The sequence below is a fragment of the Pseudalkalibacillus hwajinpoensis genome, from assembly GCF_015234585.1.
Taxonomy (GTDB): Bacteria; Bacillota; Bacilli; order Bacillales; family Guptibacillaceae; genus Guptibacillus; species Guptibacillus hwajinpoensis_B.
This window is the reverse complement of the sequence record NZ_JADFCM010000003.1, coordinates 1-24,938: the sequence shown is the minus strand read 5'-3', so window position 1 is coordinate 24,938 and position 24,938 is coordinate 1. Positions and strand designations below refer to the sequence as shown.

24 protein-coding genes and 1 riboswitch are annotated in these 24,938 nt (G+C 39.6%); of the genes, 6 read left to right on the top strand and 18 right to left on the bottom strand.

Annotated features, from left to right (window positions below):
• Nucleotides 1–193: 193 nt before the first annotated feature.
• Together IQ283_RS09435 and IQ283_RS09430 are read right to left on the bottom strand one after the other, a co-directional pair.
• Nucleotides 194–1,828, bottom strand: a complete 1,635-nt coding sequence (locus IQ283_RS09435) for a M4 family metallopeptidase (protein ID WP_194219943.1) — start codon at nucleotides 1,826–1,828, stop codon at nucleotides 194–196.
• Between the two features lie 408 nt (nucleotides 1,829–2,236).
• The gene (locus IQ283_RS09430) at nucleotides 2,237–4,153 is read right to left on the bottom strand and encodes a putative bifunctional diguanylate cyclase/phosphodiesterase (protein WP_194219942.1); all 1,917 of its coding nucleotides are present in this window, start codon (nucleotides 4,151–4,153) and stop codon (nucleotides 2,237–2,239) included.
• Between the two features lie 655 nt (nucleotides 4,154–4,808).
• Between IQ283_RS09430 and IQ283_RS09425 the strand changes: the two genes are divergently transcribed.
• Nucleotides 4,809–5,381: a YitT family protein gene (locus IQ283_RS09425; protein WP_194219941.1), complete on the top strand. Its 573-nt coding sequence runs from the start codon at nucleotides 4,809–4,811 to the stop codon at nucleotides 5,379–5,381.
• A gap of 27 nt (nucleotides 5,382–5,408) precedes the next feature.
• On the opposite strand, the gene spoIIP is transcribed toward IQ283_RS09425, so the two are convergent.
• The gene (gene spoIIP, locus IQ283_RS09420; protein WP_194219940.1) at nucleotides 5,409–6,581 is read right to left on the bottom strand and encodes a stage II sporulation protein P; all 1,173 of its coding nucleotides are present in this window, start codon (nucleotides 6,579–6,581) and stop codon (nucleotides 5,409–5,411) included.
• A 232-nt stretch (nucleotides 6,582–6,813) separates the two neighbouring features.
• Here spoIIP and IQ283_RS09415 point away from each other — a divergent pair, with 232 nt between their 5' ends.
• The 3 genes from IQ283_RS09415 to IQ283_RS09405 all read left to right on the top strand — a co-directional run bounded on the left by IQ283_RS09415 (nucleotide 6,814) and on the right by IQ283_RS09405 (nucleotide 9,792).
• Nucleotides 6,814–7,140, top strand: coding sequence for a c-type cytochrome (locus IQ283_RS09415; protein WP_194219975.1), 327 nt, complete (start codon nucleotides 6,814–6,816; stop codon nucleotides 7,138–7,140).
• 171 nt (nucleotides 7,141–7,311) lie between these two features.
• Nucleotides 7,312–7,449, top strand: a riboswitch (FMN riboswitch).
• Between the two features lie 144 nt (nucleotides 7,450–7,593).
• Nucleotides 7,594–8,175, top strand: a complete 582-nt coding sequence (locus IQ283_RS09410; protein WP_242057313.1) for an ECF transporter S component — start codon at nucleotides 7,594–7,596, stop codon at nucleotides 8,173–8,175.
• A 141-nt stretch (nucleotides 8,176–8,316) separates the two neighbouring features.
• Nucleotides 8,317–9,792, top strand: a complete 1,476-nt coding sequence (locus IQ283_RS09405) for an amidase family protein (RefSeq protein WP_194219939.1) — start codon at nucleotides 8,317–8,319, stop codon at nucleotides 9,790–9,792.
• Nucleotides 9,793–9,878: 86 nt separating this feature from the next.
• On the opposite strand, the gene IQ283_RS09400 is transcribed toward IQ283_RS09405, so the two are convergent.
• Nucleotides 9,879–11,579, bottom strand: a complete 1,701-nt coding sequence (locus tag IQ283_RS09400) for a peptide ABC transporter substrate-binding protein (protein ID WP_194219938.1) — start codon at nucleotides 11,577–11,579, stop codon at nucleotides 9,879–9,881.
• A gap of 394 nt (nucleotides 11,580–11,973) precedes the next feature.
• On the opposite strand from IQ283_RS09400, the gene IQ283_RS09395 reads away from it, so the two are divergent.
• The gene (locus tag IQ283_RS09395; RefSeq protein WP_194219937.1) at nucleotides 11,974–13,392 is read left to right on the top strand and encodes a PLP-dependent aminotransferase family protein; all 1,419 of its coding nucleotides are present in this window, start codon (nucleotides 11,974–11,976) and stop codon (nucleotides 13,390–13,392) included.
• Nucleotides 13,393–13,512: 120 nt separating this feature from the next.
• Here IQ283_RS09395 and IQ283_RS09390 read toward each other — a convergent pair whose 3' ends face one another.
• From IQ283_RS09390 to IQ283_RS09340, 11 genes are all read right to left on the bottom strand, one after another.
• A complete protein-coding gene (locus tag IQ283_RS09390) occupies nucleotides 13,513–13,635 on the bottom strand; it encodes a YuzL family protein (protein WP_194219936.1) in 123 nt (40 codons plus the stop codon).
• A gap of 63 nt (nucleotides 13,636–13,698) precedes the next feature.
• Nucleotides 13,699–14,196, bottom strand: coding sequence for a DinB family protein (locus IQ283_RS09385; protein ID WP_194219935.1), 498 nt, complete (start codon nucleotides 14,194–14,196; stop codon nucleotides 13,699–13,701).
• 29 nt (nucleotides 14,197–14,225) lie between these two features.
• Complete coding sequence (gene rsgA, locus IQ283_RS09380; protein ID WP_194219973.1) at nucleotides 14,226–15,224, bottom strand: ribosome small subunit-dependent GTPase A; 999 nt, start codon at nucleotides 15,222–15,224, stop codon at nucleotides 14,226–14,228.
• Between the two features lie 366 nt (nucleotides 15,225–15,590).
• Nucleotides 15,591–16,769, bottom strand: coding sequence for a thiolase family protein (locus IQ283_RS09375; RefSeq protein WP_194219934.1), 1,179 nt, complete (start codon nucleotides 16,767–16,769; stop codon nucleotides 15,591–15,593).
• Nucleotides 16,770–16,869: 100 nt separating this feature from the next.
• Nucleotides 16,870–17,649 carry a 3-hydroxybutyrate dehydrogenase gene (locus IQ283_RS09370; RefSeq protein ID WP_242057312.1) on the bottom strand — a complete coding sequence of 260 codons (780 nt, stop codon included), beginning with the start codon at nucleotides 17,647–17,649 and terminating at the stop codon, nucleotides 16,870–16,872.
• A gap of 21 nt (nucleotides 17,650–17,670) precedes the next feature.
• Nucleotides 17,671–18,990 (bottom strand): GntP family permease, encoded by a 1,320-nt coding sequence (locus tag IQ283_RS09365; RefSeq protein WP_194219933.1) that lies wholly within the window; start codon nucleotides 18,988–18,990, stop codon nucleotides 17,671–17,673.
• A 15-nt stretch (nucleotides 18,991–19,005) separates the two neighbouring features.
• Nucleotides 19,006–19,674, bottom strand: coding sequence for a CoA transferase subunit B (locus tag IQ283_RS09360; protein ID WP_194219932.1), 669 nt, complete (start codon nucleotides 19,672–19,674; stop codon nucleotides 19,006–19,008).
• A gap of 2 nt (nucleotides 19,675–19,676) precedes the next feature.
• Complete coding sequence (locus IQ283_RS09355; RefSeq protein ID WP_194219931.1) at nucleotides 19,677–20,378, bottom strand: CoA transferase subunit A; 702 nt, start codon at nucleotides 20,376–20,378, stop codon at nucleotides 19,677–19,679.
• A 238-nt stretch (nucleotides 20,379–20,616) separates the two neighbouring features.
• The gene (locus IQ283_RS09350) at nucleotides 20,617–21,981 is read right to left on the bottom strand and encodes a sigma-54 interaction domain-containing protein (RefSeq protein WP_408962589.1); all 1,365 of its coding nucleotides are present in this window, start codon (nucleotides 21,979–21,981) and stop codon (nucleotides 20,617–20,619) included.
• Between the two features lie 307 nt (nucleotides 21,982–22,288).
• Complete coding sequence (locus IQ283_RS09345) at nucleotides 22,289–22,735, bottom strand: GNAT family N-acetyltransferase (protein ID WP_194219930.1); 447 nt, start codon at nucleotides 22,733–22,735, stop codon at nucleotides 22,289–22,291.
• 126 nt (nucleotides 22,736–22,861) lie between these two features.
• A complete protein-coding gene (locus IQ283_RS09340) occupies nucleotides 22,862–23,101 on the bottom strand; it encodes a hypothetical protein (protein WP_194219929.1) in 240 nt (79 codons plus the stop codon).
• Between the two features lie 135 nt (nucleotides 23,102–23,236).
• On the opposite strand from IQ283_RS09340, the gene IQ283_RS09335 reads away from it, so the two are divergent.
• Nucleotides 23,237–23,599, top strand: coding sequence for a hypothetical protein (locus IQ283_RS09335; protein WP_194219928.1), 363 nt, complete (start codon nucleotides 23,237–23,239; stop codon nucleotides 23,597–23,599).
• A 3-nt stretch (nucleotides 23,600–23,602) separates the two neighbouring features.
• On the opposite strand, the gene IQ283_RS09330 is transcribed toward IQ283_RS09335, so the two are convergent.
• The 3 genes from IQ283_RS09330 to IQ283_RS09320 all read right to left on the bottom strand — a co-directional run bounded on the left by IQ283_RS09330 (nucleotide 23,603) and on the right by IQ283_RS09320 (nucleotide 24,894).
• Entirely contained in the window at nucleotides 23,603–24,070 is a 468-nt protein-coding gene (locus IQ283_RS09330) for a hypothetical protein (RefSeq protein WP_194219927.1), read from the bottom strand.
• Entirely contained in the window at nucleotides 24,067–24,276 is a 210-nt protein-coding gene (locus tag IQ283_RS09325) for a helix-turn-helix transcriptional regulator (RefSeq protein ID WP_194219926.1), read from the bottom strand. The genes IQ283_RS09330 and IQ283_RS09325 overlap by 4 nt, the downstream gene beginning before the upstream one ends.
• 126 nt (nucleotides 24,277–24,402) lie before the next feature.
• Complete coding sequence (locus IQ283_RS09320; protein WP_194219925.1) at nucleotides 24,403–24,894, bottom strand: universal stress protein; 492 nt, start codon at nucleotides 24,892–24,894, stop codon at nucleotides 24,403–24,405.
• Nucleotides 24,895–24,938 lie beyond the last annotated feature (44 nt).

Genomic DNA, 24,938 nt, shown 5'->3' with positions numbered 1-24,938 from the left:
TTACTTCTGTTTCATAAACATGCGGTGATCAAAACAATGTAAAAGCATACCTGATCTCTTACCTTCTTTACTATCTCCTGCACTTTATGAATCATGCTCGAAAATTCACTGTTGCCTAAAGTGCTCATAATCGTTGGCTTGAACGAAACAAAAAAAGGAAGAGTTCAATGTTCGAACTCTTCCTTCTCTAACTTTAATTTACTCCAACTTGACTCCAGGCGCTTGCAACAGCATTGTATGTTGTACCTGTACCATATAGATCTGATGTCGCTTGAAGTAGCGCTGAACGTGCTGAACTAAAGTTGCTTGTAGGCGTTAAATAGACACTTAGTGCGCGATAGTAAACTTTCTCAGCCTTGGCTTTGCCAATGCTTTGAATTGTTAAGTATGCAGCTTTGTTAGGAATTCCACTGTTCGTATGAACTCCTCCATTATCAGAAGACGTATAATAATAGTCATCCATATGAGATGGTTGTCCATACGCTTCTGGGTTAGATAGACTTCTTAATGCATCTCCTGCCTTGTTAGGTGTATAGACATCTTCACCCATTAGGAAATCTCCTGGCTCAACGAAGTAGCCAAATACGTCCGACATCGATTCATTAAGAGCCCCTGATTGGTTCTGATATTGAAGTCCAGCTGTTCTTTCCGTAACGGCGTGAGTAATTTCATGAGCCACTACATCAAGTGCACCTGATAGCGGAGCGAATACTGATCCATCTCCATCACCGTAAACCATTTGTGAGCCATTCCAGAACGCATTGTTGTAATTCGATCCATAATGTACAGTTGAACGAATCGTGGCTCCATTGTTATTAAAGCTATTGCGATTATGTGTATTCTTGTAATAGTCATACACAACACCAGCATTGTAATGAGCATCCACTTCTGCACCTTGAGAACTAGACGTAAACGCATTGTTGCTATCTACCGCATAGCTTCCTGGAAGGGATGTTCCGTTATTAGCTGTTCTTGTTTCAATCACACCGCTCATTGCCTTCGTCGTGTCATAAAGGTAGTAGGTGCCATTTGAATAATACGTGTTGAGGGACTTATAGTTGCCAAGGACGCCATACCCGTATCCTGTTTCTGCTCCATCAGCCACTGCATTATATGCGTCTACGATCGATCCATCGCGAGCATCCACATAAACTTGCCAGTTTGCTGGATAAGGGTCGATGAATTGAAGCTGTACTTTATAAGTTAGGTAGTACTTGTTATCTTTCTCATAAACAACTTTCTCACTTTTTTCTACCATATCAAAAGCATCAGATTTTCTTACAAAGCTTGGTTCATCACTCACAACGTTCTGTGGTTTTACATCAATGTGATCCCATGCTTTCTCAAGTGCCTCTTTATCAGAAATCTTTACATCTGAACTTCCTTTATAATTCTTAGATGCTTCTGGATGAAGGTCTCCATTTACAGCTGTAACCTCGCCTTTTTCATCCGTATGTACGATGAATTTTGCTCCGTCGATCTGAACACCCTTTACTGTTTGAACATATTCATAGTGTGTCATTCCGAGCTCATCTGTCGTTTCATTCACTAGTTTCAAATCTTTCGTTTTCACTTTGAAGAGAGATTCGTTTGACTTAAGATATGATTTCACGGCTTTCTCTGTTTTCACATTCTTTTCTGATAGTTTACCAGAAAGGAATGAAGGGACCTTACGTTCACTTTCCCAATCCTGCTTTACAATTTCCATTTTTTCCAGGGCTTGTTTCTGCTCCGCATTTAAGTTGTTAGAAGAAGCAGCAGAAGCAGACGGGAGAGCTGAACCAAACGCAAGACCTGTTGCAAGTACAACGGCAATTCCTTTTTTCATTTCATTTCCTCCGTTTCAGAATAGTGAGAATTTTTGGTACATTTGTAGATTATCACAGAATTCTTAATGTTTGTATTGGGAAATATAGAGGAAAACATGAGTTTATAAGTCGTTATTTCACTTTGAATTTCCCAATAACAACTTTGTAATCTACGTGGTATAATTTTCTTGTGCTCATCATAAAATGTAAATTTATTACATAAATGGGTGGTTAAATGAAAATAAGACAGACCAATGGCCTGTCTAGAAAGTGATGATTTATTATTTATCTACCAATGGTACTACATTTGATTAAAGTAACATTTCTCGGATGTTAGCATTTCTACCCTACTTTTTTCGATCGTAATCTCTTAACTAGTACATGTTTCGAATATGTTTCCACCTTTCTGAATGTCCAAATTTAAAAATTCACTTCATATAACTATGCATATACTCTTCTACCCCTTCAACCGAGAGAGGTTTACTATAAAAATATCCCTGAACTTCATAACAATCTAACTCATGCAAAATCCGTAGCTGCGCTTCCGTTTCTACCCCTTCTGCAATAATCTCAAGCCCAAGGTGATGAGCCATTGAAATAATTGTTGTCACGATGGCTAGGTCTCCTGAGTTACTCGTAATATCACGAATAAATAACCGATCGATTTTCAAGCGATTAATCGGAAGCTTGTTCATATAACTTAACGAGCTATATCCCGTTCCGAAGTCATCCATACTTATTTCTAGTCCTAACTCTCTTAGCCTGTTCAATTTCTCGATCGTTTCCTTTTCATTAAACATAGCCATGCTTTCTGTAATTTCCAATTCAAGTGACGAAGGCGCAAGCCCCACATTTTGCAGTATAGATGAGATAGTACAAACGATATCCTCTTGATAAAAATGGCGCTGTGATAGATTAACCGCCATCGTTAAATTCTCTCCAAAATAACACTGCCACTTTTTCAGTTGCTGACAAGCCTGACTCATTACCCACTTCTCAATCGGTATGATTAATCCTGTTTCTTCAGCAGCGGAGATAAATTCATCCGGAGAAATCAATCCGATAGACGGGTGTTGCCACCTAACAAGCGCTTCAAATCCAATCACACTGTTCGACCTCGTATTGATCTTAGGTTGGTAGTGTAGGATCAGCTCGTCTTCATCAATGGCACGACGCAAATCGTTTTCTAATACGATCTTATGTAAGGTTTGATTACTCATCTCTTCTTTATAGAAAGCGTAGTTATTGGTGCTCTTGTCTTTCACATCATACATCGCCATATCCGCATACTTTATCAGCTCAGCTGCATCCTTCCCGTGCTGCGGATAAAGCGAAATACCAATACTTGCCGTCAACAAACATTCCTGATGATCGATTAAGAGTGGATATTGAAATGACTCAAGCACATGCTGTGCAAGAAGTGACACACCCCTTTCTCCCAAATTGCCTGTCACTATAATGGTGAATTCATCTCCCCCAAGACGTGCAACAACAAAACGATCATCTAATACTTCAGAAAGACGCTTTCCGATTGCTTGAATGACTCGATCTCCGAATTCATGACCAAATAAATCGTTAATTCGTTTAAATCGATCAAAATCGAGCAACATAATCGCAAATGAAACCTGATTTTCATGCATTAATAAACGTTCTAGCTCTTCATTAAAATATCTGCGATTTGCCATGCCCGTCAGCTCATCATGATAAGCTAAATAATGAATCATTTTCTCTGCGCGGTTGTTCTCAGTGACATCCTTCGCAATACCATAAACACCAACAATACGCCCACTGATCATAATAGGTACTGTGGAAATATATAGCTCTTTATAGTCTCCTATTTTAGTCTTTATTAGAACCTCAAATTGATGAACCTCTCCCTGTAAAGAACGCTTAAACATACCTTTAGCAAGATTTGCATTCTCCGGAGCGACCACGTCTTCAAATGTCATTCTCTTAAGATCTGAAATGGAGTAGCCGGTATATTCCGAAGCAATGAAATTTACACTTATAAACTTTCCATTCGGATCAACAGAAAATACAGCATCAGGGTTATGATGAAACAAGGTTTGAAACTGTTGCTCGTGCTTGACTAACTGTTCGGACTGCTCCATTTGTTTCAAAACTCCATACCGATCAGGAATATAAATAAGTAGACCGATACACAACAGGTTGAATGCAAGTGCAATAAGATAGGGATCACCTTGCTGATCGAGATTAATAATCAACTTTTCCTCGATCATTCCATAAAACACGAGGTACGGTAAAAATAAAAAGACCGTTCCTGAAGCAAGGCTACCTAACACATTCCAGCCCAAACTAATTAATAAGTTTTCATCACTATTCATAAGATGAAGAAACCTAACAATGCATAGAGAAAACCCTATAATAAGCAACAAAGCTAATATCAATTGAACGAAATTGAATGCGATAACTTTATTGAAATACACAAGGTTCCCTATAAAAAAAGTTAAAAAAATACCTCCCGCTACTAGGAATCCACCCCTGAGTAAAAATCGCCCTCTCCAATTTTTATTCAAAATTATCCTTATAACAATATAACTAATCACACTGCTTAATAACACAATAATCAGTCCGTGAAACACCAACACTTCTCTATCGTTTATTTCCAAAACAGATAGATTCACCATTATATTAATAGAATAAAAGAAAACTCCTAATACGAATGAAACTATACCAATCTTCCATTTTGGTTGTTCACGCTCTTTCTTTAAGAAAAGACGGATGAATGAGAGCCCGCCATAGAAGGTAAGAAAAGAGACAAGAAAACCCAAAATAACAAATATATATTCTAATTGATATAACGAGATGATTGACTTCATTAAATCCTCCGACTTTCTTCTATGTCTCTCCGAAGACAGACGTTTTCATAGTATTTTGGGATAGTCCATTGCTATTGAACAGATATTAGAGAAACCCGTTATGAACTCAGCCATTCTTACATAAATATGATACAACCACGACCAAGCAGGTGAGTATGATATGTATCAAAAAATCGCTGCAGTAATATCTGGAAGCATCCTAGTTGGTGCTGGCATTAACGCCTTTCTTGTACCGAACCATCTCATCGATGGGGGAATGATCGGAATTGGCCTCATTATCAAATACATTTGGGGCTATCAAACAGGCTTTACCATTATTTGTTTAAGTGTACCTCTCTATATTATTGCGTTTCTATATTTTCGGCCTTACTTCTACAATAGCCTTCATGGTTTATTACTTTCTTCATTTTTTATTGATATTCTCTCTCCCCTTCGATATACGTTTTCATTTCCGATCCTTACTAGCGCTGTCCTTGGCGGCTTTTTTGTTGGATCAGGCATTGGTATTATGTTGAGATATGATACAAGCACCGGCGGAACAGATCTGCTTGCTCAGTTCATCTCCCGTGTCCTGTCATTGAATATTGGTATCATTATCTTTCTCATCGATGGGGTTGTTATTATTATCGGTTCAAAGACGATTGGATTGAATGCTACATTATACTCTGCCATAACTATTTTTGCAGTTGGAATTGCGACTAGCTTACTAACATTAAATAAAGAAACTGCTTAAAGCGCTGTGCATATGCACAGCGCTTTGTTAGTTATTTACTTTTTGGGTTTTCCAGTAGTGTTCACTAACGACATCCGCAATCGCTTTAACTGTTCGACTCAGCTGTTCGAGGTTATTATCTACGCCCCCTATTTCAATTAACATAGCGTTAGGAGATATGTCCTGGTTGTAGATACCGTCTACCCCTTGACCTTTTTTACCAATAACTCCCCTGCTGAGCCCAGGATACTTGGTCTTTAATTCTACATGTAAATCTTTTGCAAGTGCTAAGTTTTTCTCGTAATTTGGATTCTCTTCTCCAATAACAAAGACCGTACGAGCATATTCCTCATTGTTAATTGTCACTGTCGTATCTTTTTCTCTTAAGGAGTCTCGATGAATATCAATAAACAAATTAAAATCATCATTTCCTGCCACAGCCGATTGTACGATTGTTCTAGACACATCATATGCTTTACCGTGTTCCCAACCTTTTTCATTTAAAAGTGCGCCTATATTTGAATCATCTACTTTTGCTCCAATCCCTCTCTCAGCCAGTTCTTCTCCGAGCATCTTACCAACTAACGTAATATTCGTTTTTCCATCATTTGCAAGATTTGCATTTTTGTTGCCTTCAAGTCCTAGTAATGGCAGGTATGATTCATAACTATGAGAGTGATAAATAAAAGCTACTTTTCGACCATTTGTTGTTTGAAGAGGAGGTGTTACTTGATCCTTAGCGTTGTTTATTTTTAACTTCTCAGTTGGAACTTCACGTTCTTTTAGCAATTCATCTAATGCAGGGGCTGACTCAATAGGGAGATTAGTGAAATTCGTCCCTTCACCAGCCACGTGGATTTTAGCATCATATAAAGCAAACCCTGGTAGCTCCCCACCCAAAAGACTACGTATATCCCCGGGTTTCACACTCGTAATAAACTGAAAGGCAACTAAGGACAGCGCTGGCGGCTCACTTTCCTCTGGTAGTACTTGTGTCAAGTAATGGTTTTCCGTCCCCATTCCATAAACCAGAGCTTCAGTCGAGAAACTTGTAATCCAATCATGTAACACAGAAGAGGAGAGTTGATACTTCGTTTCTGATGAGGAAATCATACCTGCCACAATAAATAACAAAATAAGACCAACAATAGTAAAAAATGAAACAAACCTAATTTTATTATTGCTTGTACTACTAAAAAGACTGTGTGAGCTACTTTTCATTTTTTTCCCTCCCACTCCTTAAACGTCATACTCTATGTCTATGAATCCGCACCCCAAAATAGAAGATTTTTTCACTAGTGATCATAGAAACGCATACATAATTCAGGAAGAAATAAGCAAAATATATTTGATAATTGAATGTTTGAAAAGTATGATAAAGATGAGGATACAGGAGGTGAACAGAATGGGAAAATCATCCGCATATATTACTGCAATAATTTTGTTCCTAGTTATGGTTGTAGGCTTTACATACTGGCTTTCCACAACCGAAGAACATGCTGGTGGAAATGAAGCCGGCCATAGTGAACAGTCTGAAGAAGGCGGTGGAGATTCAGCTGGAGGAGAAGCCGAGAAAATCTTCTCTCAAAACTGCGCGTCTTGTCATGGTGAAAACCTTGGAGGCGGTGCTGGTCCTGCTCTTGAAGCAGTAGGTGGCAAGTATTCAAAAGATGAAATTCTAGAAATAATCAAGAATGGTAAAGGCGGCGGTATGCCCGCTGGTGTCATTCAAGGTGAAGACGCTGAAAAGGTCGCAACGTGGCTCTCTGAGAAAAAATAATAGCGCTTTATTTTAAGCTCTCCCTCTTCAAAGATGGAGAGCTTTTAAGTTTTTGTCTGTGCTAGTTCCCCCTAAAAAAGAAAGCGTTATCATAAAATAGCATATGTTCAAGATGTTTTCATTGAGATATCGCTACTTTCGCTGTATAATGAACTTGTAAATATTATAACGAACTATCTTCGGGGCAGGGTGTAATTCCCGACCGGCGGTGAAGGACAAGTAATTCCTCAAGCCCGCGAGCCTGTAATTTGGGCAGGATCTGGTGTGATTCCAGAGCCGACAGTATAGTCTGGATGGGAGAAGATGGTGGAGTAGTAAGCTTTCTTTGAATTATAACAGAAGCTTGCTTATTTCCCCATGCCGTAACCATGAGCCCCATACTCATGGTTTTTTGTGTGCACTGGGGCCACATCTCCTTTTTCGGTGGTTCGAAAAAAAGGGAGCAATGTCAAAATGAAAAGTGTTTCAAAAACGCAACGTATGATTGTCGTTGCGATGTTCAGCAGTATTTCTTACTTGTTAATGCTTTTAGATTTTCCACTGCCTGGATTTCCTGTTTTTCTACAAATAGACTTCAGTGAAATTCCAGCACTATTTGTTGCCATTCTGTATGGTCCAGTTGCAGGGATACTTGTAGAAGCGATTAAGAATTTCATTCATTTTGGAATTCAAGGAAGCTTCACCGGAGTACCAATTGGTCAAATATCAAACTTCATTGCAGGAGTTTTCTTGATCGTACCAACTTCTTTAATCTTCCGTAAATTTAATCAAACTCAGAAAGGATTAGCACTGGGATTGACGCTCGGAACGATTCTAATGTCAGCAGTGATGGGATTGTTGAACTATTTAATTATTCTTCCAGCATATACGTGGTTTATGGGCTTTGAAGAAATGTCTTCATCAGCTCGTCAGGCTCTCGTATTAACAGGAATTACACCATTCAACCTTGTAAAAGGCGCTATTATAGCAAGTATATTCGTTGCCTTTTTTATAAAATTAAAACCTTGGTTTGCTCGTCAAACGAGAGTTGCTTAAATATCAAAACCCGAATCTTACAATAAGATTCGGGTTTTTTATGTGAATTGAAAACGAATGCTTAAGAACTGACTATTGCAAAAGGATTTTACCAATTTTTGTTGAAATAGTTACAAAAAGGTTTTTTATGGGGGATACTATATGCTGTCATTAGAATGGTTAGAAAAATCAACGATCCTTGATCTTCAGCAAGCAATGTTAGAAGACAAGCTTACTTCTCTGCAGCTCGTACAGTTCTATCTTGAACAAATCGCAAATTATAATCCACGAGTAAACGCTATACTAGAAATCAATCCTGACGCCCTTTTTATTGCAGAATCTCTTGATCGTGAACGCATACAAAATGGACCTAGAAGTTCATTACACGGAATCCCAATCCTGCTCAAAGATAACATCAACACCGATGACCACATGCATACAAGTGCAGGTTCTATGGCATTAGCTTCTTCTTATGGCAAAAATGACGCTTTTCTAGTAAAAAATCTTCGCCAGGCTGGTGCTGTGATTCTCGGGAAAACCAATATGACCGAATGGGCTAATTTCATGAGTGAAACAATGCCTAATGGATTTAGTTCAAGAGGCGGTCAAGTCTTTAACCCCTATGGGCCTGGAACACTTGACGTCGGAGGATCGAGCTCTGGTTCTGCTGTAGCTGTTGCCTGTCATTTCGCTACGGCTGCTGTAGGAACAGAAACAAATGGCTCTATTCTTAGCCCATCAAGCTCCAATGCTGGTGTTGGTCTAAAACCAACCGTGGGATCTATTAGCCGGACTGGAATTATTCCTATTTCTTATTCACAGGATACCGCTGGTCCAATGACACGCAATGTCACTGATGCTGTTATCCTTCTCCGTGTGTTATCGGGAAAGGATTTACAAGATCAAGCGACGCATTTTGTACCTGAGTACCATGATTATACGCCATATCTCTTCCCTACATTACTTGAGAATTTAAGAATAGGTGTCGTTCAAAAAGGCTATTATGATGCGATGCATCAGGAAGAACAAGAACAATTGGCTAAAGCCATGGAAGATCTTAAAACGATAGGTTGCTCTATTGTAGAAGTGAAAGAAATAAGTCCATATCAGGAAGAGTTAGAGAGTGACTACCAGGTCCTTCTCCACGAATTCAAATCAGGGGTGAACAGCTACCTTGCTAAGGAAACAACCTCTTCTGCTCCACTAAATCTATCAACAATTATTGATTACTATAACCAAAATCAGTCGACTTCTCTGCCATTTGGTCAATCGCTTCTTATCGAATCAAACCAAACGCAAGGAACATTATCTGATCCATCCTATCTCAAAAGTCGACTCCAAGATTTGAAATACGCAAAGGATGAAGGTATTGATCAACTTATGGAAAGAGAAGAGCTAGATTTATTACTATTCGCAGGCTCTTACGGTTCAACACTTCCCGCAAAAGCAGGTTACCCTTCTATAACCGTACCAGCTGGTTTCACTTCTAATAACAAACCTTTTGGCATCACTCTGACTGGTAAAGCATTTAGTGAACCACAGCTTATTAAACTTGCTTACGTCTTCGAACAACATACACATCATCGAAGATTGCCGTATTTGTTTATCAATAACCAGACGACACATGAGACAAGATGACTGTCATTTATTAAAGAGCCATGATCAAACTTTTCCTTTTCACACCAAATAAAAAGCGCGAGCCTCTCGGCTCGCGCTTTTTAAGATTACTTCTCGATTGTTACCCATTTAAGAGAAGAATCGGCACCAAACTTGTGGATGTGGTAGTTTTTCACGTAGTCTTTCATGATAATAGCGGAACCACCTTGATAAGTTGGTAAGATCGCTGTATCTTCTTCGATTAGAATACGCTCAGCTTCTTGCATCATTTCCCAGCGCTTCTGCTCGTCCGTTTCAGTTTTTGCATCTGAAACTAGCTTGTCATACTCTTCGTTAGAGTAATCCATGCGGTTATAAGCGCCGTCTGTTTCAAACATGTAAATGTAAGTCATTGGATCTGGATAGTCTGGTCCCCAACCACCAGTTGAGATATCAAAGTCTCCTGCATCTTCAAGATCAAGGAACTGCTTCCAAGGCTGTTTGTTAATTGTAATTGTAAGACCGTCTAGCTTAGACTCAAACTGATCTTTCGCATACTCTGCAATTTTGGATGCAAGGTCACTATCAGTTGTAAGGAATTCAAGTTCAACTTTATCTGTACCAAGAGCTTCTAGACCCTTCTTCCAGTACTCAGCAGCATCGTCTGCTGTTTGATCTGCAAGATAGCCGTCTGGAGCTGGTGCACGGAAATCTTCATCGTTAAAGAATAGGAATTCTTTTGGTACAAGATAGCGAGCTGCTACTGAACCATTGTTAAGCAATACATTTACTAGACCGTCGCGATCATAAGAAAGGTATAGCGCTTTACGAATGTCATTGTTCGCAAGTGCTTCATTCTTCTGGTTCATTCGAAGGAAGTAAATAGTTGTATCAAGAATTGTTGTGAAATCTTCGCGATCTTTGAACTGATCAACGAAATCTGCACTAAGACCAGCACGATCAATTTTTCCAGTTTCATAAAGGTTAACTCGAGTTGCTTCATCTTTTACGATTTTGTAATTCGCTTCTTTAAGTTGTACTGTATCTGCATCCCAGTACCCATCATTTTTAGCAAGCTTCCAACCGTCGCCATGATTCCATTCAGCTAGTGTAAATGGACCGTTGTAAAGCATTGTATCAGATTCAAGAGAATAGTTTTCGCCTTGCTCTTCAGCAAAGTCTTTTGGCTGTGGATAGAAAGATGCAAATGTTAAAAGGTCGAAGAAGTAAGGAACCTCTTGAGTCACTACTACTTCAAGTGTTTTCTCATCTACTGCTTTAACACCAAGCTCTTCTACCTTACCGTATAAAGGATCGCCTTCAGTGATAATTTCGTTACCATTCTTAATTCCTGCAGCACCCATCATTGATGCATATCCGCCCATAGTATCTGGGTGAATAATTTTGTGCCATGCATATACGAAATCATCTGCTTTAACTGGAGTACCGTCAGACCAATTCGCATCATCACGAATCTTGAAAGTATATACAGTTTCTCCGTCTTTTTCTTCAACTTGTGGCTCTTCAGCTGCCATACCTAGAACTGGCTTATTGTCTTTATCTAGACGATACAGTCCTTCAAATACCTGGTTCATTGCGTTAAATGCTACTGTATCTGTAGCCTGTGTTGAATCCATAGTCGGTATATCCTGTGTATCCGTTAAATTTAGCACCTGTTCAGCTGATCCCTCAGAGCTATCGCTATCTCCGCTGGTTGCTTCTCCCTCACTGTTCGAGTTACTAGACGTGTTTGAGTTACCAGAACACGCTGCAAGGAAAAGGCTTAACAACAAGATGACCGAAAGCAGAAGCGAAAACTTTTTCTTCATTGTGTTACCCCCTATTTGTTTGTACCATTCAGTTGAAGATCTAGCACAATATAGACTCTTCACAGTTAATTATTCAAACGAATACATTCGACGGAAAACGTTGTGAGATCTATAACAGGGAGGTCATATCACTCAACCTATGTAAACCAATGCCGACTATTCGTTTGAATATTAACAATTAACTGAATGATTAAATTTATTTTAAATTTCAAAAAACTTTCTGTAACCATCCAATTTAGCCAAAAGTATACCATCCAATTTGTCTTTTCCTACAAAAATATCCGTCAAATGGGTTAAAACCTGTGTTTATAGAGAATATTTAATCGTTAATTTTTTTGAAAATTTTATACAATTTTATCTAAAATTCTCTATAATAGGAGTGAGGTGGTGGACAATGGCGAGATTTATACTCAATCCAGAGAGCAGCAAACCGTTGTACAAACAAATCGTTGATTACTATGAGAATTCGATTATAAATGGATCTCTTCAAACAGGTAATGCCCTTCCAGCTGAGCGTGACCTGGCTGTCCAACTAGGTGTGAATCGGAGCACCGTTACGACAGCATACGCCGAATTACGTGCAAATGGCTATATAACATCCAGACAGGGGAGTGGCACACGCGTAAGTTCTGAGGCTGCAGATTTAATTCCTGATCATTCAATGACATGGAACAAACTACGAAATCAGCATTTAGCTGAAGACTCTTCTTTGTATGGAAAACATTACGATTATTTAAAAGACCCTTCACTAATAAATCTAATATCAGGATCAATAGCGGAAGATTTATGCCTGGCAAAATCTGCTCATGAATTAACACCTTTTACAACTAAGCTTGATAATGCTCCACCAACAAAAGAGCGCGTCACTCACTCGATCTGTCGGTTTATGAAACAATCATCTCTAAGTGAACATATGGTCCTAACATCAAGCCTTGAACAAGCGATGCTCTTATCAGTTAAATGTTTTCTAAACCCCGGGGATGCGATAGCTATGGAAGAACCTGTGAATTACCCACACTTAAATATCCTAATTGTCTCAGGCATCCGAGTTATTAAGTATTCAACAGACAAGCCATTAACACAAACCATGTTTCAAAAAGAAAGCATCAAACTTGTAATTGCTAATTCAAACAACATTTACGATCATTCCTTAAGTCATTCAGCCATTTTACAACAAAGAAAAAAACTACTTTCTCAATGTGAGAAAGTAGGCATTCCTATTCTCGAAATTGTCGAAACATCATTACTTACTAATTCTGTAGGAAACGATCTCCCTTCATTTTTTGAACTAGGATCGAATCGTGAATTAGTTGTTCAGATTGGCCACTTCACTGGCATAGCCCCAGGCCTAAGTTTAGGATGGGTTCTTGGGCCTGAGCATGTGGTAAACCGAATACAAGAGGTACAAATGCAACTTTGCATGACTCCTCCTCCTGTATTGCTCGAAATCGTTGATAACATTTTAAATTCTGATGAACTTCATGATCATATTGATACGATCCAAGAACAACTGTATGTAAGAAAGCAGAAAGTCCTGCATAAGCTTAATACCCTTAAAGATCACATAACGATACTTCAAATAGAAGACCCTACCTCTATTTGGTTTGATTTCAAGCCATCACTTAATCGCCAGGAATTATTTGATACGCTACTAGAATCAAACGTCCTGCTTGTGCCACATAAGCAAGAGCATGCTGTAAGAATTAGACTACCGCTTTCTTATGTAACAAAAGAGCAGCTCTTAGAAGGGACAAGTCGCCTAATCAGTGTCTTAAATACATTACATGTGAGACAATTCGCAGCAATTTACTAATAGTTGGCGATAATGATTTCCATTCAAACACCGATCATCCCGGGCAACAATACTTCGTTGGATAGATAAAGACAAATAATCACAAAAAAAACGCTATCTCGTGCGAGACAGCGTTTTTGGTTACTTCTTTTTCTTTTTTCTTTGAGAATCACGGGCTGTTCCAACTTCAATACCAGTTCCTTGTCCTTCTGGCTGAGATGAAGCAAGTCCATTTGTAGTGGGGTTTGCTTTATGTTTTGCCATTTTTCTCACCTCCACCTTTTAGACTCTCCCGTGCCTCTTTTTATTATCCGATACCTTTCACAACTATGTTAAGAAAAGAGAGTGGGGTATTCCCTGTTCATTCATAAAAACTTCTATTTGAAGTTTGTGATGCTCGTCGTGTTCAATTAAGCCTTTAATATAACTTGTTAGACAGAGAGGATACTTATCAATATAAAACGTGTTTTTCCACTCGATTGGGCGCCACTCTAGAAGTCGCTTGACTACTCGTTCCCTTGATTTTATCGTTTCCTTAATTAATTCCTTTTGGGTAATCCCAGATCTAGCAAATTTGGCTGCACGGTTGTTCACTGCTTCTACATTTTCAAGTTTTGGCAAAATCGCTTCACTCTTCATGTGTGGAATTCGCTCTTCTAATAGATAATCGTCCCATTTCATGATGTGAGAGAGAATTTCAGCTGGAGACCATTTACCTGATTTAATAGGCTTAAAAAACACTTTCTCACTCATCTCCATCGCCGTCGTTTCTAACCAGTTCGTTAATGAAGCATATTCATTTAAAATTGAACGCTCATCTGTCATCTCATCTACTCCTTCCTAAATTAAAGAGCCTAGCGATGCTTTCTAGTTCGATCTCCAGCGATTTTTTTCCACTTTTTCCTCTCCTCAAGCTGGGCCTTCTTATTCGTTTGTCGTTCAAGAAAAGCAAGCTCTCGATTGAACTTTCTATAATTCTCAAACCTTCTTTCTTCTAGCATTCCATCAGAAATAGCATTTCTTACAGCACATTTTGGTTCACCTTCGTGCTTGCAATCCCTGAAATAACATTGTTCCGCAAGGCTTTCTATATCAGGAAAACTCTGAGACAGGTTATTCGTTTCCCACAATTGAAGTTCTCTCATACCTGGCGTATCAATCAGTACACCTCCAGTATGAAGAGTAATCAGTTCTCGACTTGTCGTCGTATGTTTACCCTTACCGTCTTCTTCACGAATGTCTTGAACAACTTGAATATCTTGTCCGTATAACTTATTTATAAGCGTGGACTTTCCAGCTCCTGACGAACCAAGAAGAGCGGTTGTCGTTCCCTCAATTAAATAAGGAGTTAATTCATCAATCCCTATCTCAGTCGCTGAACTAACCACATGAATTGGTACTCCACCTGCGACCCCAGTTAATGCATTCACTTTCTCCATGACGTTATCGCAAAGATCTGCTTTGCTTAGAACAATAACGGGGTTTGCCCCGCTTTCCCATGCCATCAAAAGGTATCGCTCAATTCGACTTGGATTAAAATCCTGATTTAATGCGTTTACAAGAAAAACCGTATCGACATTGGCTACGATAATTTGCTCTTCTGTCGTCGTGCCAGCAATTTTTCGAGAGAACTTACTTTTTCTTGGGAGCAATTGATGAATGATCGCTTTATTCTCTGATTTTGGAGTAATCAGTACCCAGTCACCAACCGCTGGCAAAGCATCACGCTGTGTTACTTCAAATCGGAACTTACCTGAGAGTTCTGCTGCATAAGAACTTTCTCCTGTTGAAACGCTGTAACCTCCACGATGTTCCATTTTAACTCGAGCTGGTATAAGTCCATCTTCTGCCATAGCTTGATAATTTTCTTCAAAGTATGAATTCCATCCTAATTTTATTCGTTTCAATTGAAAGCCTCCTGATTAATAAGTGTAAATATGACAAAAAGCCGTACAATGATGTCGGCTCTTATCATACTATCAGCGTAAGTGATTAGCTGATAAAGTATAAAAAACCATAGACACAGTCGCACAGCCCATGGTTTTTGATCTTATTAATCAGAAGTAAGAAAAGGCTCCTACCCTACCAATTGGACTGTGCACAATATGCAATTAACAATGAATTCTTTTTGTTATTTACCATAATGCACAACCCCTTTCCGTTAGTTAGTTCTTTTAGTATACGCAACATCGCATGAATTAGCAATCTTTTCTGACAAATCAATCGATTTCAATCACTACGGCAATACCTTGTCCTCCACCAATACACAGGGAGGCAACACCATATTTCCCATTTCTGCGCTTTAATTCTTTTATGAGAGTATAAAGAACACGTGTCCCACTTGCTCCTACTGGGTGTCCTAACGCGATGGCACCCCCGTTTACATTCACTCGTGAGCGATCAAGCTCTAGCTCCTTTTCAACAGCCAGATACTGAGCTGCGAAAGCTTCATTTACTTCAATCAAGTCCATATCTTGCAATGTCATACCTGCTTTATCTAGTGCCTGTCGAATGGCAGGAACAGGACCAATCCCCATGATTGAAGGTTCTACTCCCGCTATTCCCCAAGAAACGATTCGAGCAAGAGGCTTGAGATTTTTTGACGTAACGTAATCTGTTCCTGCTAATACGACCGAAGCTGCTCCATCATTAATTCCACTTGCATTTCCACCAGTGACAGTTCCATCTTTTTTGAAAGCTGGCTTTAAACTAGCTAGCTTATCTTCTGTAGTACCTTTTCGAATATGCTCATCAATCGCAAAGCTTTCAATCCCCTTCTTCCCTTTTATCTCAACAGGGGCGATTTCCTCCGCAAAAATACCTTTCTCTCTTGCTTCGGCTGCCTTTTGCTGGCTTTGGGTTGCATACTCATCTTGATCTTCTCTAGAAATCCCATACTTTACTGCAAGATTCTCTCCCGTTATCCCCATTCCAGTTCCAGTATACTCATCTGTTAACGTAGCCAACAGCATATCATCCATTTTAGGAGCACCCATTTTAGCTCCAAAACGATTTCCTCTTAACGTATAAGGCGATAAACTCATATTCTCCGCTCCGCCGGCAAGGGCCGTTTGACCGTCTACCATCATAATAGATTGAGCAGCTGATATGACGGCCTGCATTCCAGAACCGCATAAACGATTCACTGTTAGTGCAGGGCTCTCGATCGGTATTCCTGTTCCAAGAGCAATATGACGTGCGAGATAAGAAGCATTTGATGTTGAATGAATCACATTCCCAATTACAGAAAGATCAATTTCACTAGCCTCTATCCCGCTTTTTACTAGCGCTTCCTTGCTTGCCGTAATTCCTAAGTCAGTTGGACTAATATCTTTAAGTGAACCTCCAAACGTTCCAAATGGCGTTCTGGCACCCTCCAAAATAAAAACATCTTTCATGTTCTCCCCTCCATTCTTCTCTATTTTACAAATAAAAGGAAAGCGTTTACAAGTTTTTTTAGAGAGAAAAGATTTAACTCTCTTTCACTGATTGAATCCATTATTGTGCCGTGTATCCTCCATCAATGACCACTGCCTGACCTGTAATTCCTTTTGCCTTGTCGCTTGCTAGAAACATCGTGTAATCTGCAATTTCCTGCACTGTTAACAGACGCTTTTGTGGAACGAGCGGATAGATCACTTCTTCAAGTACTCTCTCTAAAGCCACGGCTCTACTTTTAGCTAAATCTTCAAGCTGACCTCTTACTAGCGGGGTATCAACATATCCTGGGCAAACCGCATTAACCGTGATGCCATCTTCCGCTCCTTCAAGTGCTGCTACCTTCGTAAGTCCAATCACTCCATGCTTTGCACTATTATAAGCGGCTTTTCCAGAGAAGCCCACAAGTCCATTAATAGAAGACATGTTAATAATTCGTCCATACTTTTGTTTTTTCATGATTGGAAAGGCGAGCTTAGTTGCAATAAACGGTGCAACAAGCATTACTTTCGTTAACAGCTCAAACTTCTCCGTTTGAAAAGCTTCAATGGCTGAAACGTGTTGAAGTCCTGCATTGTTAATCAGTACATCCAATCGATCAAAGGTGTTAATCGTTTGATTAAATAACGACTCAACTTCCATTTCTTTCGTTACATCACAGCGGATTCCAATCGTATTCATACCGCTTTCTTTTAATTCAGCTGCCGCCTTTTTTACTTTATCCTCATCCAAATCACTAAGAATAACCTTTGCCCCATTTTCAGCAAACACTCGTGCCAACTCTTTCCCAATTCCGCTCGCTGCCCCTGTAATAACGACTACTTTCTTATCCACTAACAAAAAATCCTCTCCTTCGTCGAGCTAAATTCCAAATCCTAAACTGAATAATAGAATTGCTAGGGCAAGTCCAATAAGAGGTACGATGACTGTTAGTGCCCCTACAGCTCCGTAGGCATCCTGGTGGGATTCACCACAAATAGCCCGAATCGTTGTTACGACGTATCCATTATGAGGAAGTGAATCAAGTGCTCCAGAAGAGATCGCAACCGTACGGTGGAGCGCTTCTGGATTCACACCAGCATCAATATAGTGAGGTGCAAGAAGAGGCAAGGCGATAACCTGACCACCAGAAGCTGATCCTGTTAACCCAGCGATCACACTGACTGCAATGGCTCCCCCAATAAGAGGACTTCCTGGAATACCAGTCATGAAATCCACGGCTGTTTCAAATGCCGGAACAACTTTTGCTACACCACCAAAACCCACTACCGCTGCTGTATTTCCGATTGCAATCAATGATCCAAGCGTTCCATCAGAAACCGCACGTCCAAAGTTCTCAAAGTATTTGCGATTCAACAAATATGTAGCTACAATTCCTCCAAGTAAAGCAATAATGAGCGCTGATTGCTTTAAGTTATCATGGAAAATGAATGAGATAATTAATACGATGACAAGTGGTACAAGGCCGAGTAATGGATTTGGAAGCGGACGATTTTCCACTTCAGGATCCTCCTTACGCGCTTCAAACCGTTCTCCCTTTGCCACAGCTTTTGAAATCATCCGTTTCAACCACCAGTAGCCAAACAGCCCCATGAACAACGCCACTACTAAACTTACTTCCCAACCGGCATAAGGACTCGTATTTAAATATTCGATCGGAATCCAGTTTTGAATTTCTGGCGATCCTGCAGATGTCATTGTAAAGGTAACCGAGCCAAACGCAAGCGTAGCTGGTATAAAACGACGTGGTAAATCCGCTTGTTTAAATAAACTTACAGCCATTGGATAGACAGAGAATGCGACAACGAAAAGACTGACACCTCCGTACGTTAAGATCGCACAGGCTAGAACAATAGCAAGCACCGCCTGTTTTAATCCAAGTTTTGCTACAACCCATTTGGAGACGCTATCTGCCGCACCGCTGTCTTCCATGACCTTCCCAAAGATCGCTCCAAGTAAAAACATAGGAAACCACGATGCAACAAATCCTGAGAATCCTCCCATATAGTTACCAACGAAGTTCGGAGCACCTTCTTCAACGAGTTGTGGGAAAAGAGGCAGTCCACTTAGAACAGCTACTACAATAGCGCAAAGTGGACCTGCGACGAGCAAATTCATCCCTTTCATTGTGAGATAAATAAGCAATAGTAACCCACCAATTAATCCAATCATACTTAACATGGTTGTTCCCCCTTTTTAGTAAGCATCATACTGAAGTGTTGGTGACACATTGATTTCAGGTTCTGTAGAATTCCTGATCTCTTCTAACGTGTATCCTGAAGCAATTTCTTGCACGACTAATCCTTCATCGGTAATGTCTAACACCGCTCGATCGGTAATAATTCGATTGACTACACCTTTCCCAGTAAGTGGGAGCGAACATTCCTTCACAATTTTAGGTGCCCCATCTTTGTTAACATGATCCATGATCACCGTGATTTTCTTTGCTCCATGAACGAGATCCATCGCACCACCCATTCCTTTAATCATCTTTCCAGGGATCATCCAATTTGCAAGATCTCCGCCTTCAGATACTTCCATTCCACCGAGTATCGCAAGATCAATGTGGCCGCCTCGAATCATTCCGAATGATTCCGCACTATCAAAATAAGAAGCTCCTTCAATTGCTGTTACGGTCTCTTTTCCAGCATTAATGAGGTCCGGATCCAACTCATTCTCTTGTGGATATTCTCCGATACCAAGCAAACCATTTTCAGATTGGAGGACAATCACTTTATCCTCTGATATGTAATTGGCAACTAGCGTCGGCATCCCAATGCCAAGGTTCACATAATACCCGCTCATAATTTCTTGTTCCGCTCTTCTCGCTATTCGTTCCCGTACATTACTTTTTGTACCCTTCATCCTTATCTCCCCGATCCATTTCGAACAGTCTTTCGTTCGATTCGTTTTTCCTGCTTGGCTTTAAGAAGTCCCTGAACATAAATTCCAGGCGTATGAATTTGATCTGCATTTAAATCACCTGTAGCTACGATTTGCTCCACTTCAGCCATCGTAACTTTTCCAGCAGTTGCAATCATTGGATTAAAATTGCGAGCCGTTTTGTTATAAATAAGATTGCCTGAATCATCCCCATAGCAGGCTCTAATTAGACTATAGTCAGCGTATAACGCATGCTCTAAAACATATTCTTTCCCATCAAACATTCGCGTTTCCTTTCCTTCAGCTACCTTAGTTCCAACGCCTGCAGGGGTATAAAAAGCTGGAATCCCAGCACCACCAGCACGAATTCTTTCAGCAAGTGTTCCCTGCGGAATTAACTCTACTTCAAGCTCACCCGACAGTACCTGTCGTTCAAATTCCTTGTTTTCTCCAACATACGAACCAATCATCTTCTTAATTTGATGGTTTTTAAGTAGCAGACCAAGTCCCCAATCATCTACACCACAGTTATTTGAAATCACTGTAAGATTCTTGACTCCTGACTCCACTAGTCCTAGTATCATTTGTTCTGGAATACCGACTAGACCAAATCCACCGACCATTAGCGTTGATCCATCAACAATTTCGCTTACTGCATCATAACCATCCCTATACTGTTTCTTCATCATTCCAACTCCTTTTTTCTTCTCAATCTTTGTAGTGCAAGAATCATGCCATAACAGGTTAGTTCACAATATTGTAAGCGCATTCAACGTTTGATTGGTTATTCTTTTTCTTTTCATTCCGTTTTTCCGGAAAAAATAATCAATATTCAATCGTCAATCTCTTAAAACACGTTTCTAGAGATATAATAAAAAGAAATTCCAGAAAACCGGAATAGATTCCGGTTTTCTGGAATTTTCATTAAAGATTATACTTTTTAATTTTGTCATATAAGCTCGTTTTCCCTATACCAAGTATTTCGGATGCTGCAAATTTATCATTCTCACATTGAGCAAGCGTTTTACGAATCGCTTCTGATTCAGCTTCTTCTAAAATCTCTCTTAACTTTCTGTTTCCCGCTATGATCCCATCTTTATCTTTTAAGTAATCGGGGAGTGATGTGACTTCTATTGTTTCACTACGTGTTAAATGAACAGCAGCTTCTAGCGCATTCTCAAGCTCACGAGCGTTACCAGGCCAGTTGTGCTTCCTTAATAATTGAAAGGCTTGCTCGTTAATTCCTATGACGCGCTTTCCTGCTTTCATGGAAATTTTCTTTACAAAAGATTCTGCAAGAGGCTTTACATCCTGAATTCTTTCTCTTAATGGGGGAATTTGTAATTGCATTACATTGATTCGATAGAATAAGTCTTCACGAAAGCGACGTTCCTCTACCATCGCTTCTAAAGGTCGGTTTGTAGCCGCAATCACTCTTACATCAACTTTTTTCGATGAGACTCCGCCAACTCGTTCTACTTCTCTATCTTGTAGGACACGTAATAATTTCACCTGCATGTTAGGGGGCATGTCTCCTATTTCATCAAGAAAAATTGTACCTGTATTAGCCAGCTCAAATTTTCCTGGCTTCCCTCCTTTTTTCGCTCCTGTAAAAGCCCCTTCCTCGTATCCAAAAAGTTCCGATTCAAGTAGTTGATCAGGTATGGCACCACAATTCACTTTAATAAAAGGTCTATTGCTACGCTCACTCAGTTGATGAATGCTATGTGCAAAAAGTTCTTTACCTGTGCCACTTTCACCACGAATAAGAACCGAAACATTTCCGCTTGCTACTTGCTTCACCTTCTCTTTTAAACTCTGAATAGATTCTGATCTACCAACGATGTCATATAAGGAATAGTTCGCACCATTTTCCCTTGCAGATCCGCTTCGATAATATTCCAATTCAGATAAAAGCTCTTTAATATGCGTATTCATTTGCTTCCATTGTTCAGTGTCACGAAAGATAACTGTGCCTACAGCTCCGATTAATTCCTTGTTGTGATAAATAGGGACGCGATTGGCAATCATGTAGTTTCCGCGTATGTACTGCAAATCTGCAATTTCTACCTTTCCGCTTCTAGCAACGATATGCATCCGTGTGTTCTCAATGACATCCGTTACGTGCATCCCAATAACTTCTGAGCTATCTACTTCTAGAAATTCACAATACGTTTTGTTCATGAAATCAATCATACCTTCTTTGTTTACAACGACAAGCCATTCGTAAGCGTTATCAATAATTGTTTCTAACATACTGCACTTCTTAGTAAGCTCACCGGGTTTCACGCTAGCCACTCCTTTTTCTTTTCTATTAACCATTGTACCATTCAACTAGAACTGCATTTTTGATAAGGTAATTAGTTGTATTCTCGTATCATACAACTCTGTTTTGTAAAATAAAAAGCTGTGTATTTACTATTAATTCTTGAATATTGGCTTAATTGAGTGAAGCACTTTCACTTCAGCGTCCTCACACAGATGTAAAATTCACCTTCCCTGCCCGGCCCCCCTGAATGCACTTCCTCTTCTTCAATAACTACTAATTTTACAAAAAAGTTCCATTTCCTCACATTGGAAAATGGAACAGACCAATTTATATTTTGCTATAGCTTAACCGAATCATATCCCGACAAGGAATACCGTTTTCTATAATCGTCTCAGGATAGCTATCAAAAAAACCTTCAATAATATCCGTTATTCGAAAGTGACATTTTTGAAAGAGAGCTAATTGATCCAGACTTGAATTACCCGTGCCAATCTCAATCTTGGTGGCTCCAAGCGCCTCTGATCTTTGGATAGCATCGTGAATAAGCTTTTTTCCTATTCCCTTTCCCCTTCTATCCTCCCTTACTGCTATATTCATGATCTCCATTATTTCCTCTTCTTTTTCTACTAGAACATAGACTCCCATAACTTCTTGCTCTTCAACCGCAACATAACAGCTCCCAACTTTTAAATAACGTTCAATATGATCGAGAGATGGATCAGCATCAAGTAGAAGATCATAAGGAAAACCCTTTTTTATTTGCATTATCTTCATCAAAAAATCTCCTTACTAACTCATTTTCATCCTACCTTTTTTCTTTTTCACAAGTTAATCATTCTATTCTTTTATGAACAACGCCTTCAAACATCATAAAAATAAAAAATCGTGCCTCAGCACGATTTAAGATGGTTTGACTTTAGATGTAATGATAACACTGATCACTAGCGACAAAATCAAACTTATAAGATCAATAGGATTATATAGAAGGCCAAACGTAACGGTGCCTGTCACCTGTTGTCCCTTAGCCCAGGCCATCAGCCAATCTGGTTGAAATATAGCATTAACAATTGAACCAATGATTAAATTCAAAATGAAATAGAAACTAATAAGACTGATCGTAAAAATAACGTATTTCTTCAAAACACCATGCTCCTTCTCCAAACGTCTTCTGAATTATTGTAACCTGTTGGAATCAAATTTCACAAATTAAAGAAAGATGCACACCTTTTTTATAAACCCATAGGGTAATAGCATCACATATTCAGGAGGCCTATGATGTCGATTAAACATTACCGATACAACGCATGGCCCAATCCGTATACACCTTGTTATCCCTCTTATTATCGCCCTTTCCCTCCAATTGAAGTTACTCGTTTCCAACAATCAGCCGAGACGTGTTCGAAGCTAATGAAAGATGGGGAGAAACTGCTTAATAAAGTGGAAAACGACGCTCAATTTGCTCATGAATTAAAAGACGCCGCTCAGAAAAATGATCATTCCCATGTTCATATGCTGATTCAACGTGCTGGCGTGACTTCTCCCTTTCACATAGCTTATACGCCAGACGCCATTCGCGTAGATCTCACAGCAGGAAATCAAGATAATTGCAGTGAATTAACGCTAAAGCTCTGCTGGTAAACGTTACTTTAACTTCCTCCGAAGAGAAAAATAAAAAACACTTACCTGAACGAACGGCAGTAGAAGCAATATTAGAATCGGATAGGCTGAGAAATGATGAGATATAACCGGTTGAAAAGTCATTGCAGCAATTAGAAAAGGCGTGACAAACATCATCGCAATATAAGCATTGCGACACGCATGGGCGGTTAAGGCTTTTTCACGTTCATCATCTTCACACAGTTCAGAAGGAAGCAAAAGCGCTTCTTTCCAACCCTTATTCTTTCTTCTCTTACTACGAGTGAATATAAAGCCAATAATACCCGTGATCAAAAGAGTCATAAGAATAGGGAGTAGGTTAATCGTAACTTCATTTCCGTTTCCACTTATTATAGTTTGAAATTGCGAAGCTGCATCGAAATAAGTAACCATTGCCCAACCAAACAGACCAATTATAACCAAATTCATTAAATAAACGAAAGATAATTTCACTCCGATTCCCCCTGCAGTTGAAATACTTCCTCCACCGACATGTTAAATTCTCTACAAATATTCATAGCTAGTAATAATGACGGAACATACTCTCCCTTTTCAACAGCGGCAATCGTTTGTCTCGTTACCCCTACTTTGGAAGCAAGCTGCTGCTGTGTTAACTGAAAACGAGCTCTTAGTTCTCTAATTCGATTTTGTAATGTCACCTGAACCCCTCTCTCACATTTCCTTTATATGTATTCTATACCAAACAAAATGTTAAGTAAACCTAACTTCAAGTTAATGATAATTAACTTTTTGACCAAAGAAAAAAGCCTGGTTTCCCAGGCTTTCTATTTTACAATTAGGACAGGACATGGCGATTGTTGAGCAACCTTCTCACTTACGCTTCCAAGCATCCATTTTTTAATCCCACTCAACCCTCGACTCCCGATAACGATTAAATCTGCTTCTGACATAACGGCTAGATCCACGATTTCCTTCGCCGGATCGCCACTTCTTACATCAGAATGAACATTCACACCCATATGATGCAGCGTTTCTTTCACTTCTCGAAGCATTGCTTCTCCATCACTTCGTTCGACCGTTACGCCACTTTGCTCTTCAGGTATCGGTGTGGGGACACCAGCATGTCCTTCATTACCAATACTTCCAGTGCCATATGGAATTCTCGTCGCTGGTTGAGCTGAAAGTTTATGTGATTCTTTCGCAACATGTACTAAATGAATAGAAGCTTTGCTTAGTTCTGCTAATTTAACTGCCTGGTGGAGCGCCTTTTCACTATCCTCAGAACGATCATAAGCTACTACAATTTTCGTATACATGATACCTTCCTCCTCAGTATTTGAAGTAGTATGGATATACCCCT